The organism is Streptomyces sp. CB01881 (genome assembly GCF_002953255.1).
Taxonomy (GTDB): Bacteria; Actinomycetota; Actinomycetes; order Streptomycetales; family Streptomycetaceae; genus Kitasatospora.
On the sequence record NZ_CP026498.1, the window covers coordinates 7,241,353 to 7,254,408 of the forward strand.

Sequence of the window (13,056 nt, forward strand, 5' to 3'; positions counted from 1 at the left end):
AACCGGCCTGTGAGCCCGGTCCGAGCAGCGGCGAATAATCGGATGCCGTCGTCGGAGGCCCGCCGTACCGTGGGCTGATGGGCAACGAAGCGAACGGCGGGACCAGCGATCCTGGTAGTGGCCGAGTCGAGGAGTGGACCGACACGGTCGGTGGGATCGAGATCCGGCCGATCGCCGAAAACGAGGTCGAGGACTGGGACCGGGCGCTCGCCCGGGGGTTCCTCCGCTCGCACGTGGAGAGCGCGGCGGACTACCGCCGGCAGCAGTGGGAGCCCGGGCGGATGCTCGCGGCGGTGGCCGAGGGCCGCTTCGTCGCCACCTACCGGAGCTTCGACGTCGAGCTGACCGTGCCCGGCGGGGCCGTCGTCCAGGCGGACGCGATCACCGCCGTCACCGTGTCGGCCACCCACCGCCGGCGCGGCCTGCTCAGCCGGATGATGACGCGGGACCTCGCGGCCGCCCGCGAGCGCGGCGCGGCCGTCGCCGTCCTGATCGCCGCCGAGTACAACATCTACGGCCGGTTCGGCTTCGGCCCGGCCACCCGCGGCCACGGCTGGAACGTCGACCTCCAGCGCACCCGCGGCCTGCGCGAGGGCCTGCCCACCGTGCCCGGCGGGCGGGTCGAGTTCCTCAGCATGGACGAGCTGCGCAAGGTGGGCGCCGAGCTGCACGACCGCTGGCGGCTCACCCAGCCCGGCGCGCTCGCCCGCGACGAGCTGTGGTGGAAGCGCCACACCGGGGCGGTCTCCGTGCCGGGCTTCGACTGGAAGGAGCCCTTCGCCGCCGTCCACCGGGACGCCGAGGGCAACGTCACCGGCCTGGCCGTCTACCGGGTGGACGACACCTGGGACGGCAGCTACCCGAACTGCACGCTCACCGTCGTCGACTTCCTCGCCCTGGACCGGGGCACCGCCGCCGAGCTGTGGCGGTTCCTGTTCTCGGTCGACTGGGTGCGCAAGGTCGTGATCGAGAACATCGGCCCGGACGACCCGCTGCCGCTGCTGCTCCAGGACCCGCGCGCCGCCACTCCGTACGTGGACAACGCCGACTTCACGTGGCTGCGGGTGCTCGACGTCGAGGCCGCCTTCAACGCCCGGACGTACGGTGCGCCCGGCCGGGTCGTGCTGGAGGTCGAGGGCACCGACGGCCACGTCGCCGGCCGGTGGGCCGTCGAGGTCGCCGCCGACGGTACCGGCCGCTGCACCCGCACCACCGACGAGGCCGACCTCGCGCTGAGCGAGTCGGTGCTCGGCTCGCTCTACCTGGGCGGCGAGACGGTCCCGCGGCTGGCCGCGGCCGGCCTGGTCACCGAGGTGCGGCCGGGCGCCGCGGCCGCGGCCGACCTGCTGCTGCGCACGCCGCTGTCCTCCTGGACCCCGGACAACTTCTGAGCCGGCCCGCCCGAGGTACCGGCACCGGGCCGGCCGTCTCCCCGACGGCCGGCCCGGCTTCGACCGGTTCGGCCTCACGGTCGGGCCTGAAGGTCACATCGGGTGGCTCGATTCCCCGGAGGACCCGGTGTCGCCGCCAGGGCCGATTCCTGCTGGCGGGATCGAGCACCCGGGCGTCTTACGGCCGGGTGCTCCCAATTTCGGGAGTGCCCGGCCGTCGAATTTCCTCCACGGTTCAAGCGCCCTATTTGACGGCGGTTTTCCCGATGGTGGGCAGGATGAAGTCCTGGATGAGGCCCTTGGCGTCGCGGACGATCGGCCGGAACACCCGATAGCGCGAGAGGTTGATCACCCGGGCCGCCATGGGGGTGGACCGGCGGACGAATTCCCGGGTCCGCTCGGTGTCCTCGGTGCGGTCGAAGACCCAGTAGAGGACCACGACCATCAGGTGCAGCCAGAGCACGTCGGGCAGCAGCTCGACCAGCTCGGCGTCCAGCTTGGGGGCCAGCTCGGAGCCCTGCAACACGTCGCGGAACAGCTCCACGGCGGTGGCCCGAGCCGGGTGGGACTCGTTGGAGAACGGGCTCAGGGAGCTGGTCGGGTCGGCGGCCGTGCGGAAGAACTGCGCGGCGAACTCGTGGTACGGCGCGGCCGTGTCGAGCCAGGAGGTCAGCGCGATTTCCAGCCGCTCGGCGAAATCCCGGGTATTGGCCATGCGATTCCTGGCGTCCGTTGCATGGTCGTACGTCATTCGGTCGTAGAATCCTTGAATCAAGAATTCCTTCGCCGAAAAATAATAGTAAGCATTGCCCACCGAGACGCCCGCCTCGGTGGCAATGGCGCGCATGGTGGTCTTCTCGTAGCCGCGTTCCTGGAACAGCCGCATCGCGGTTTCCAGGATCAGGGCCCGGGTCGCCTCGCTCTTGTCCGTCTTCGGTTGGGCCCTCCCGCCGGGGAGCTCCGCCGGAGCCGGGGTGCCGGTCGCGAGGCTGTCGCTGTTGCTCGACTTCTCCACGTCGGCCGACCCTACCGGGCCACGGCCAGGGCGCCCCCGGCCGTGCCCTTGCGTACGTGAATGCTGTCGGGTCCGTTCGTCGCTGCCAGGTCGTCCACGCCCCGAGCCTAGGCCCTGTCGGGACGGTCAGTTCCAGGCGGTGTCGGTGCGGGCGGCACCGGATGCCCCCTCCGCATCCGGTGCCGCCGCCCCGCCCCCGTTCATTTCGAACGCGTTCAAAAGCACGGGCACGACTCTAGGGGCTGGGGTTGAACATGTTCAAGTCGAGGCGTGTGGGAGGCTCGTCACATGAACGCCACCATCCGCCGCGGCACCGCGCACGACGCCGAAGCCGTTGCCGACCTGCACGCCCTCAGCTGGCGCACGGCCTACGTCGGCATCGTCCCGGACCAGGCGCTCGGCGACGGGATGGCGGACGAGCGGCGCGAGCTCTGGGCGCTGCGGCTGACCGCCGACTACGGCGAACCCGCCAACACCCCCGAGCTGCTGATCGCCGATCAGGCCGGTGACGCCGTCGGCTTCGCGTACCTGGTGCCGCAGCTGGACGGGCGGATCCTGCTGGACAACCTGCACGTCCGGCCCGGCCGTACCGGAGGCGGCATCGGCCGCGCACTGCTGGACGCGGCACGGGCGCACGTCGCGCGTTGGCACCCCGGCGCCGACCTCTACCTGGAGGTGCTGCGCGACAACACCGGGGCCGTCGCGTTCTACGAGCGTGAGGGCGGCCGCCGGACGGCGGAGCAGGAGGGCGTCTTCCCGGGCGGGTACGTGCTGCCCGAGTACGAGTACACCTGGTCGTTCACGCCGGCTCCGGGGCCGGCAGGGGCCTGACCCGCCGGGCCCCCGGACTGTCGGCTGCCGACCGCCCGGCCCCGGCCGACCGGCGGGCCTCGGGCCCCTGGCCGACCGGCGGGCTGGGCCTCCGCGGGCGGGTGCTAGGGCGCGTATTCGGTCGTGATCAAGGGGTGACCATGGTGAGGTCTTTGATCCAGATCATCGCGCCCCGAAGGCGGAGGCCGGCGAGGTAGCTGGCGGGGGTCTTGTCGTACCGGGTCGCGATGCCTCGCCAGGCCTTCAGCTTGTTGATCAGGCGCTCGACGGTGTTCCGCTCCTTGTACAGGTCGGCGTCGTGGCTGACGGGTCGGCCGCCCCGGCTGCCCTTCTTCTTCCGGTTGGCGGCCTGGTCCTTCTTCTCCGGGATGACCGCCTTGATGCGGCGACCGCGCAGGTGGGCGCGGTTGCCGCGGGACGAGTAGGCCTTGTCCCCGGCGACCGCGTCGGGTCGGGTGCGGGGACGGCCGACCGGCCCGCGGACCCGTAACTTCTTGAGCACGGGGATGAACTGCGGGCTGTCGGCAGCCTGCCCCTCGGTCAGCACGAACACCAGCGGACGGCACTTCCGGTCGCCGGCGACATGGATCTTGCTCGTCTGCCCGCCCCTGGAGCGTCCGAGCAGGGCGGCCTTCAGTCGCAGCTTGCGCCGCCGCCGGGCGCGTCGTCGTTCTTCGCGTTCCGGATCGACTGCAGTGTCCTGTCCGTCTTGTTCCTCCGGGCCGCCCCTTTTTGTCGGGCCTTCTCCGCCTCGTCGGCGGCCTTTTCCAGGGCCGTCACGGCCTCGGGGGCCAGGTGCATCCCGGCGGCGTCGTGGTGGGCCCGAACGGTGGTGGAATCCACGCTGACCAGCGACAAGTCCACCTCGCCCCGCTTCGCGGCCTCCGCGATCGCGCCCTCCAGCAGGGCTTCGAAGACACCGGCATCCCTCCACTGCCGGAAACGGTTGGAGACGGTCGACCAGGCACCGAACTCCGCCGGCATCTCCCGCCACTGCCCGCCCGTCTTGAAGCGCCAGATCACGCCCTCGAACTGCTGCCGCAGCCGCTCGGGGTACGGGCCGTACTCGCCGATCGGCAGGTACGGCCCGATGAACTCCCACTCTGCATCCGTCAGTTGCACTCGCGTCACGCGACATGATCTACCGGATTAGGCCTCGCTGTGAGGGCGAATCCCGCAGATTGATCACGACCCGATACTCGCCCTAGCCGAAGTCGTAGACCGTCACCGGCACCCCCCGGTCCACCAGCCGGGCCGTCACCAGCGGCTCGACCAGCTCCCAGCGCCCGCCCGCCAGCCCGCAGCCGATCCGGGGCATGTGGACGGAGGCGCCGAGTGCGAGCGCCTGTTCGGCCAGCGCCGTCAGCGCGGTGTCGATCGCCTCGTACCGCACCGGCGCGCCCGTCGAACGACCCGTGCGGATGCCGCGCTGCCCGACCAGGTTGGCCACCCAGACGTACGGCTCGACCTGCACGAACTGCGCGGCGCCCAGGCCGAAGTCGTTCTTCGCGCGCTCCCGGTGCCAGCGCCGGAACGCCGCCTCGGGCTCCGGCCAGCGCCGCGACACCGCCAGGACGAACCCCTTGCCCCAGCCGCCGAGGTCGTTGCAGACGTGCGCGATCACCTTGACGCCCTTCGCCTGCGGTGCGGTGGCGTCGCCGCGGAGGTAGTCGATCGTTGCCATGACCGGACGCTAGCGCGCGGCACCGACAGGCTGTTCGGAATTCCCGCGCACCACGGCGGTGGCGCCCGGCACCCGCAGGTGGCGGCGGCCCGCCAGGGCGATCAGCAGGGCGAGTGCGGCGGCACCGGCGGGCAGCCAGTAGCCGGCGCCGGGCCCGGCGTGCTCGGCGACCGCCCCCGCAAGGGCCGCGCCGGCCGAGATGCCGACCACGATGCCGGACACCGCGACCGCCATGCCCTCGTTCAACTGTCGCTGCGGCAGCAGCTCCTGGATCAGCGTCATGCCGGTGACCATGGTCGGCGCGGTGCCCGTCCCGGCCGCGAACAGCGCGGCGCCGAGCAGCGGCAGCCCCGCCCCGCCCACCCCGGCGGCCAGCGGCAGGAGCAGCAGGACGGCCATCGCCGAGACGCCGAGCAGGAAGCGGGCCCCCGGCGCCCGGCGGGGCCGGAGCAGGCCGAAGACCAGCCCCGCCACGCAGGATCCGCCCGCGACCAGACCCAGCAGCCCGCCCGCCACCGGCTTCTGGCCGAGCGAGTCGGCGTAGGCCACGGTGGTCAGCTCCATCGAGCCGAAGACCACGCCGGTGGCGAGGAAGGTCAGCAGCAGCACCCGCAGCCCTGGCACCCGCAGCGGGGAGCCCTGGCGGGTGCCGGCCGGATGCGCCGCGAGCGGGGGTTCGGTCCGGCGCTGGGCGGCGAAGAGCAGGGCACCGGCCGAGCCGATCACCCCCGCGGTGATCATCCCGGCCTCCGGCGCGACCGTGGTGCAGAGCACCATCGCGAGCACCGGCGCGGTCATGAAGCAGAGTTCGTCCAGCGCCTGTTCGAAGGAGTTGGCGAGGTGCCGGGCGGCCGGGTCGGCCCGGTACAGGTGCGCCCAGCGGGCCCGCGCCATGCCGCCGAGGTTCGGTGCCGCCGCACACGCCGCCCAGCAGGCGTAGAGGGTCCAGTCGGGTGCGCCGGCGCGGACGCAGAGCAGCAGGCCGGCGAACGGCACGGCGTTGTACAGCGTGGCCGGGACGGTGACGCGCGCCTGCCCGTACCGGTCGACCAGGCGGCCGATCAGCGGCATGCCGATCGCCCCGGTGACCAGACCGGCCGCCGAGACGGTGCCCGCCAGCGCGTACGAGCCGCGCCGTTCGGAGAGCAGCACCACCAGCGAGACGCCGGTCATCGACATCGAGAGCCGGGCGAGCAGCCCGGCGAGGGTGAACGCGGCGGTGCCGGGCAGGGCGAAGAGCCGTCGGTAGGAGGCGAGCACGGTACTCCGAAACAGAGGGGGGAGGGTTGCTCCCAGCCTCACGCGACCGCCCCGCGGCGGTCCAACACCTGTTTCGCCGTACTGACAACACGATGTTGTTAATCTGCCGCCATGCCCGCCGACCTGCACCCCCGCCTGCTCCGAGGCTTCGTCGCGACCGCCGAGACCCTGCACTTCGGGCGGGCCGCCGAACGCCTGCACGTCGCGCAGCAGGCGCTCAGCCGGGACGTCCGCGCACTGGAGAGACTGCTCGGCGACGCGCTCTTCACCCGGACCACCCGCAGCGTCGAACTCACGGGGGCCGGGCTGCGGTTGCTGCCGAAGGCGCGGCAACTCCTGGCACTGCACGACGAGATCGTGACGGCCGCCGAGCACCGCCCGCTGCTGCTGGACGTCAACAGCAACGTCACCGGCCCCGATCTGACCTCGGACCGGCTGCTCGGACCGGCCCGCGCCGCCTGGCCGGAGGGCGACATCCTGGCCCGCTACCTCGGCGGTCTCGCGGCCGCGGCCGAGGAACTGCTCGCCCACCGGCTCGACGCGTCGCTCGGCCGCTTCGCCGGCCTGGACGCCCGGGTGCGGGGCCAACTCGCCCAGACGCCGGTACGACTGGAGCGGGTCTCGGTGATGATGGCGGCCGCCCATCCGCTGGCCGGCCGACCGGTGCTGCGCCTCGCGGAGCTGGCCGGGCACCCCGTGGACATCTGCGCCGGCAACCCGGCCACCACCGAATGGGCCGACCTCGGCATCCGGCTGCTGCGCGAGCACGGGCTGAAGGCGGCCGCGCCGTACGTCCCGCCGGTCGGGGTGGACGAGACCGCCCGCTACCTCACCCGGCACGGCGACCCGATGCTGACCACCACCAGCGGGCCGCTGCTCCCGGGCGTGGTGAACGTGCCGCTGGTGGACCCGGTGCCGCTCAGCCTGGTCAGCCTCGTGCACCGCCCGGGCCTGCGGCACCCCGGGCTGACGGCGCTGCGCACGGTGGCCGGCGAACTCGGCGTGCGGGAGGGGTGGTTGCGGCGCCCGGCGGGCAGCTGGCTGCCGGCGGCCGACGCGGTGCTGCTGGAGGCGGGCACGGCGCGGTCGCGGACGTAGTCCGGTCGGGTGTGGCCGGTCCTGGTCGGGGGCGGCGGGTCCGACGGCATGGCCGGTCCCCGGCCCGTCCGGCCTTGGGCGGACGAATACCGTCGGCCCCGGAATTCGGCGGCCGACGGCGGTTGTTCTGCCCGGAGACGTCCCCACCCCTGCCGCTCGGGGGTCGGCAGGGGTGGGGCGTTTGCGGGGCGGTCACCGCGGCGACCGCCGGGATGCAGGGCGGTACAGCGGCCGTGGTCGGCCGGTTCAGGCCGCCTTGACGGCGGAGATGTCGAAGCTGAGCTTGACCTTCTCGCCGATCAGTACGCCACCGGTCTCCAGCGCGGCGTTGTAGGTGAGGCCCCAGTCGGTGCGGTCCAGCACGGCCGAACCCTCGAACCCGACCCGCTCCGCGCCGTACGCGTCGGTGGCGCTGCCGGTGTAGTCGAGGTCCAGCGCGATCGGGCGGGTGGTGCCCTTGATCGTGAGCTCGCCGTTCATCCGGTACGAGTCGCCGCGCAGGCGCTCGGCGGAGATGCTGCGGAAGCGGATCTCCGGGTAGGTGTCGGCGGCGAAGAAGTCGCCGGTGCGGAGGTGCTCGTCGCGCTGGGCCTGGTTGGTGTCGATGCTCGCGACCTTGATCACCAGCTCGGCGCTGGAGTTGCCCGGAGTGTCGCCGTCCAGGTGCAGCTTGCCGTCGTACTCGGTGAAGCGGCCCTTGACGTTGGTCACCATGGCGTGGCGGACCGAGAAGCCGACCTCGCTGTGGGTGGTGTCGATGGCCCAGTCGCCGGTGAGGTGACCCAGGTCCGGGCCGGCGGGGGTTTCGACGGCGGTGGCGACGGTGGTCTTGGTGCGGTTGAAAAGGCCCATGGCTCCTCCTCGGGTTCGAAGCCAGTTGTTTAGGCTTCAACTTGTTGACTCCACTGTAGGCCGGTTTCGTTCAAAGTTCAACCAAGGCGTGCGGCGGGTTTTCGCGGGCCGGTTTTCGCGGGCCGGCCCTCGCCGGCCGGCCCTCGTCCGGTGGTCTTCGTCGGCTGGTCCCGCCGGGCGGACTCCGGGGCCCGGTACGGTCGACACCGGTCCGGCCGCGCGGCTTGACCCTCGACCTGGTCGAGGCCCCAGAGTCCGAGGCATGGAGAGCGACCTGCGCAGCATCGGCGAACTGGCCCGCGACAGCGGCCTCGGCGTCAGCGCGCTGCGCTTCTACGACGGCGCCGACGTCCTCACCCCCGCCTGGGTCGACCCGCAGACCGGCTACCGCTGGTATGCGCCCGGCCAGCTGGCCGACGCGCGGCTGCTCTGCCGGTTGCGGCGGGTGGGCCTTCCGCTGGCCGGCATCCGGGAGGTGCTCGGCGCCGCCCCCGGCGACGGCACCGCCCACCGGGTGCTCGACGCGCACCTGCGGCGGCTGGAGGACGGCCTCGCCGACGCCCGCCGGGAGCTCTCCCTGATCCGCGCGTTGATCGACCAGAGGGAGAATCCCGTGACCACCACCCCCGCCGCGTACGGCTTCACCGTCCCCGCCCGCGAGCTGGCCGCCGCCCTGGACGCGGTCCGCTTCGCGGTCGGCAGCGACCCCGAAGTGCCCGTGCTGTCGGGCGTGTTGTTCGACCTGGACGGCGGGCTGCTGCGACTGGTCGCCACCGACCGGTACCGGATGGCGCTGGCCGAACTGCCGGTGCCGTCGGCGGCCCCGCCGGCGTCGCCGGCTTCTGCGCCGGTGCCGGGCTCCTCGGCCGCGATCGTGCCGACCGCCCTGGTGGACGCCGTCCGTGCACTGCTCGGCTCGGGCGCCGAGGAGGCGGAGCTGACCCTGGGCGGCGGGCGGTTCCGGGTCTCGACCGGCGGTCACCGGATCGAGGGCGCCACCCTCGACCACGACTACCCCGACTACCGTTCGCTGGTCCGGCTCGACCCCGTCCACCGGGTCGGCCTGTCCGCCGCCGAGCTGCGCGGAGCCGTCGAGTCCGGCGACACCCGCAGCCTGCCCTCCGGTCCGCACGGCGCCGCCTGTGAGGTCACCGTGCTCGCCCTCGACGGGGACGGGCGGCTCACCGTCGCCGCCGACGGCACGGAGCCGGCCGCGGGCGACGTCCGGGTGGCGGTCAACCGCGACTTCCTCCTCGACGCCCTCCGGGCCGGCGGCCCCGAGCAGCTCGTCCTCGAAATCGCCGGTCCGATCGCCCCGTTGGCCATCCGCACGGCCGGGCGCGACGGAACGTTCTCGATCCTGATGCCGATCCGGGTCCCCGACCTCGCCTGAGCGTCCGACCGCCTGACCCCCGCGCACCCCGCGCACCACCGCGTCGAACGGCGGCCACCCGTCCGTCTCCGTCTCCGTCTCCGTCTCCGCCGCCCCGCTCCGGCCCGTCCCGCCCCAGCCCGACCCGCCCTGACCCGGCCCGGAAAGCGACCCGCAGCGTCAGCACCCCCCCGGCACCCGACCGCGCGCCGGTGCCGGCACCGACCACGGCCGGTACTCCCCGCCCACCACCTGCCGCCGCACCCACCGGTCGCCTCCCGTCCCCGGACAGTGCGCGGCGCGGGTCCGCCCGACCGGGCCGTTTGCTGCTGCTAGCACCGTGCTTGCATTTGCAAGCACGGTGGTGCAGTCTGTTCGCATGGCCTCATTGAACGTCGGCTCGCTGGGCGAGTACATCCGCGAGCAGCGGCGGAACGCGCAGTACTCGTTGCGGCAGCTGGCCGAGGCCGCCGGCGTGTCCAACCCGTACCTCAGCCAGATCGAGCGAGGGTTGCGGAAGCCGAGCGCGGAGATCCTCCAGCAGATCGCCAAGGCGCTGCGGATCTCGGCGGAGACGCTGTACGTCCAGGCCGGGATCCTGGAGGAACGGCGGGGCGAGGGCCTGGAGCTGCGGGCCTCGATCCTGGCCGATCCGCTGATCAACGAGCAGCAGAAGCAGGCGCTGCTCGCGGTCTACGACGCCTTCCTCAAGGAGAACGCCGCGCGCAAGGACACGGACGCGGTGCCCGACGACCCCGAGGCCGACGGTCCGAAGACCGCCGGCCCGGCAACCTAGACCACGGGAGGACCGGCCATGCCGATCACGGACGAGATCAAGAAGACCCTGAGCGACCCGACCCCGCTCTACGCCCTCGCCGGCGCCGGCGACCTCGCCTACGAGAAGCTGCGGGAGGTCCCGGGCAGGGTCGAGGCGCTGGCCTCGGACCGCAAGGGCACGCAGGAGAAGGCCACCGCCAGGCTCCAGGAGGCGCAGAGCCGGCTGGTGGAGGCGCAGGCGAAGGTCGCGGACACGGTGACCACGCTGCCCGCCGACCTCAAGGTGCTCCAGGACAAGGCGCAGAGCTTCGCGCTCCAGCAGGTCGGCCGCGCCGTCGAGCTGGCGGTGAAGGCCAAGGAGGCGTACGACGAGCTGGCCGAGCGCGGCAAGGGCGTCGTCGACCGGGGCCGTCCCGAAGAGGCCGCGCCGGTGACGGCCGAGCCCGCCGCCGTGAAGCCGCTGGAGGCCGAGCCCGAGTCGGTCGACGCCGAGCTGGTCGAGGACGACGAGCCGACGGCGGAGGCCGCTGCGGAGCCGGCCGGGGAGCCCGCCGCCAAGAAGTCCCCCCGGGCCCGCAAGAGCCCCGAGTAGCCCGGCCGGGTGGTCCCGGACGGGCGGCCGGCGGGCGGCCCGCGGGACGCCGGGGACGGCCGTGGTCCGGTTGAGCCCGGGCCGTCCGGGGCACATCTGGTGACCCCGGGACGTTGACACCGTGGCGGGCCGGTCGCCGTGCCACGATGAGTGGCGGCCGGGACGCCGGAGCCGAGACGCAAGAGGAGAGCGCGATGGGCGGAGTGGCTCAGATCCTGGTCCTGGACTATCTGAACCCGTTCTGGTGGCTGGCCGTCGCCATCCTGGGCTTCAAGCTGTTCGCCCTGGTCGACGCGGCCGTCCGCCCGGAGGACGCGTACCGGGCCGCCGACAAGAAGACCAAGGGGTTCTGGGTGGCGGTCCTGGGGGTCGCGTTCGGGCTGGACCTGCTGTTCGGGGCGAAGTTCCTGACCAGCTTCCTCACCCTGGGGGGCCTCGTCGCGGCGATCGTCTACATGGTCGACGTGCGCCCGGCGATCCGGGAGCTGACCGGCCGGGGCGGCGACCGGGACGACCGGCGCAACATGGGCCCGTACGGCCCCTGGTAGACGACGGGCAGGACGCGGGTGGAACGGAGAGAGCCCCGGCGCGCGGATGGATTTCCGCGCCGGGGCTCTCCGCGTTCGTCGTACCGGGGCCGCTCCGTTCGTCGTACCGGGACCTGCTCCGTTCGTCGCGACCGTGCTCAGCCCAGGATGAGCTGCACCGGATTGCGCTCCAGCAGCAGCACGGCGACGTCGTCCGTCAGCGCACCGCCGTTCAGCTCCTCGACCTCGGCGATCGCGCTGTCCACCAGGCGGCCCCTGGTCAGCCCGGCGGACTGGTGGTCGCCGATGAGGTCCGCCAGCCCGTCCTGGCCGAGGCGGCGCGACCCGGCCCCGACCCGGCCCTCGATCAGGCCGTCGGTGTAGAGCAGCAGCCGCCAGCCGGCCGGGAGCTCGACGCGGTGCGACGGCCAGACGGCCTGGCCGTCGTCGCAGGGCAGCAGGCCGAGCGCGGGGCCGGCGAGGTCGGCGGGCAGCATCACCGGTCTGTGGTCGGTACCGAGCAGCAGCGGCGAGGGGTGTCCGGCGAGGTAGAGCCGGGCGTGTTCGACGGCGCCGAGCGAGTCGAGCCGGCCGGCGGCGTCGCCGGGCTCGATGACGAGCATGCAGAGCGTCGCGAAGATCTCGTCGCTGCGCCGCTCGTGCTCCAGGACGTGCTGAAGGGTGGTCAGCAGGGCCTCGCCGGTGAGGCCGGCGAAGACGAGGGTCCGCCACGCTATACGGAGCGCCACGCCGAGGGCGGCCTCATCCGGGCCGTGGCCGCAGACGTCGCCGATCACGACGTGGACGGTGCCGTCATCGGTGCGCACCGCGTCGTAGAAGTCGCCGCCGAGCAGGGCGCGGCGGCGGCCGGGGCGGTAGCGCCGGGTGAACGAGAGCCCGGCGCCGTCCAGCAGCGGGGTGGGCAGCAGGTGGCGCTGGAGCCGTGCGTTCTCCTGGCCGCGCAGCTCGGCCTCGACCAGCCGGCGCTGGGACTCGTCGGCGCGCTTGCGCTCGACGGCGTACCGCAGGGCGCGGGCGAGCAGCGGACCGTCCGTCTCGTTCTTGATCAGGAAGTCCTGCGCGCCGGCGGCCACCGCGGCGGCGCCCAGCTCGGCGCCGGCGGCGTCGGTGAGCACCACGACGGCGGTGTGCGGGGCCCGGCGGAGCAGCTCGTGCAGGCCCTCCAAGCCGTCCGAGGCGTCCGAGGGGTGCGGCAGGTCGGCGGGGGCCGCGAGGTCGAGCAGGACGCAGCTGAAGTCGGTGCCGCGGGTACGGCCGCGCCGGGGCGAGGCCGGGGCCAGCAGCTCGGCGGCCTGGTCCAGCCCGCGGGCCCAGTGGATCTCGATCGGGGCGCCGCTGTCCGCCACCGCGGCCTTGAGCAGCTGGGCGTCGGAGGCGTCGTCCTCGATCACCAGCAGCCGGAGCAGGCCGGCCTGGAGCGTGGCGGGCGACGGCCGGGAGGCGCCGACGGCGGCGTCCGACCGGGGGTGAGGTATCGGGGGAGGCGCCGTGGCCGGGCCTGCCGACTGGTCGGCGGACAGGTTGCGGGCACGGCCGGAGCGGGCACCGTCGAGGGTGCCCGGCAGGTCGGCGGCACCAGGTGCCCGCCCGTCTCCCGTTGCGGGCATCGGCTGATCCTCCCTTTCCCCGAGTGCGT

Annotated in this window: 12 protein-coding genes and 1 pseudogene; 7 read left to right on the forward strand and 6 right to left on the reverse strand. The window is 73.4% G+C overall.

Annotated features, from left to right (window positions below; genetic code table 11):
* The first annotated feature begins 77 nt into the window (after positions 1–77).
* On the forward strand, positions 78–1,391 hold the full coding sequence (locus tag C2142_RS21535) for a GNAT family N-acetyltransferase (RefSeq protein ID WP_148644166.1): 1,314 nt from the start codon (positions 78–80) through the stop codon (positions 1,389–1,391).
* Positions 1,392–1,635: 244 nt separating this feature from the next.
* Here the strand turns inward: C2142_RS21535 and C2142_RS21540 are convergent, their stop codons facing one another.
* Positions 1,636–2,406: a TetR family transcriptional regulator gene (locus C2142_RS21540; RefSeq protein ID WP_148644167.1), complete on the reverse strand. Its 771-nt coding sequence runs from the start codon at positions 2,404–2,406 to the stop codon at positions 1,636–1,638.
* A gap of 288 nt (positions 2,407–2,694) precedes the next feature.
* Between C2142_RS21540 and C2142_RS21545 the strand changes: the two genes are divergently transcribed.
* Positions 2,695–3,237: a GNAT family N-acetyltransferase gene (locus C2142_RS21545; RefSeq protein ID WP_148644168.1), complete on the forward strand. Its 543-nt coding sequence runs from the start codon at positions 2,695–2,697 to the stop codon at positions 3,235–3,237.
* 127 nt (positions 3,238–3,364) lie between these two features.
* Here the strand turns inward: C2142_RS21545 and C2142_RS21550 are convergent.
* The 3 genes and pseudogenes from C2142_RS21550 to C2142_RS21560 all read right to left on the reverse strand — a co-directional run bounded on the left by C2142_RS21550 (position 3,365) and on the right by C2142_RS21560 (position 6,181).
* Positions 3,365–4,368 (reverse strand): annotated as a pseudogene (locus C2142_RS21550) (IS5 family transposase).
* Positions 4,369–4,441: 73 nt separating this feature from the next.
* Complete coding sequence (locus tag C2142_RS21555) at positions 4,442–4,921, reverse strand: macro domain-containing protein (RefSeq protein WP_148644170.1); 480 nt, start codon at positions 4,919–4,921, stop codon at positions 4,442–4,444.
* A gap of 9 nt (positions 4,922–4,930) precedes the next feature.
* Entirely contained in the window at positions 4,931–6,181 is a 1,251-nt protein-coding gene (locus C2142_RS21560) for an MFS transporter (protein WP_241002709.1), read from the reverse strand.
* A gap of 111 nt (positions 6,182–6,292) precedes the next feature.
* Here C2142_RS21560 and C2142_RS21565 point away from each other — a divergent pair, with 111 nt between their 5' ends.
* On the forward strand, positions 6,293–7,279 hold the full coding sequence (locus tag C2142_RS21565; protein WP_148644171.1) for a LysR family transcriptional regulator: 987 nt from the start codon (positions 6,293–6,295) through the stop codon (positions 7,277–7,279).
* 246 nt (positions 7,280–7,525) lie between these two features.
* Here the strand turns inward: C2142_RS21565 and C2142_RS21570 are convergent, their stop codons facing one another.
* Positions 7,526–8,131, reverse strand: coding sequence for a YceI family protein (locus C2142_RS21570; RefSeq protein WP_148644172.1), 606 nt, complete (start codon positions 8,129–8,131; stop codon positions 7,526–7,528).
* A gap of 262 nt (positions 8,132–8,393) precedes the next feature.
* Here C2142_RS21570 and C2142_RS21575 point away from each other — a divergent pair, with 262 nt between their 5' ends.
* The 4 genes from C2142_RS21575 to C2142_RS21590 all read left to right on the forward strand — a co-directional run bounded on the left by C2142_RS21575 (position 8,394) and on the right by C2142_RS21590 (position 11,420).
* A complete protein-coding gene (locus C2142_RS21575) occupies positions 8,394–9,524 on the forward strand; it encodes a MerR family transcriptional regulator (protein ID WP_148644173.1) in 1,131 nt (376 codons plus the stop codon).
* A gap of 358 nt (positions 9,525–9,882) precedes the next feature.
* Positions 9,883–10,299 carry a helix-turn-helix transcriptional regulator gene (locus C2142_RS21580; RefSeq protein ID WP_148644174.1) on the forward strand — a complete coding sequence of 139 codons (417 nt, stop codon included), beginning with the start codon at positions 9,883–9,885 and terminating at the stop codon, positions 10,297–10,299.
* Positions 10,300–10,317: 18 nt separating this feature from the next.
* Positions 10,318–10,872 carry a hypothetical protein gene (locus C2142_RS21585; protein ID WP_148644175.1) on the forward strand — a complete coding sequence of 185 codons (555 nt, stop codon included), beginning with the start codon at positions 10,318–10,320 and terminating at the stop codon, positions 10,870–10,872.
* 194 nt (positions 10,873–11,066) lie between these two features.
* A complete protein-coding gene (locus C2142_RS21590) occupies positions 11,067–11,420 on the forward strand; it encodes a DUF2516 family protein (protein ID WP_148644176.1) in 354 nt (117 codons plus the stop codon).
* 137 nt (positions 11,421–11,557) lie between these two features.
* Here the strand turns inward: C2142_RS21590 and C2142_RS21595 are convergent, their stop codons facing one another.
* The gene (locus C2142_RS21595; RefSeq protein WP_148644177.1) at positions 11,558–13,027 is read right to left on the reverse strand and encodes a SpoIIE family protein phosphatase; all 1,470 of its coding nucleotides are present in this window, start codon (positions 13,025–13,027) and stop codon (positions 11,558–11,560) included.
* Positions 13,028–13,056: the final 29 nt, after the last annotated feature.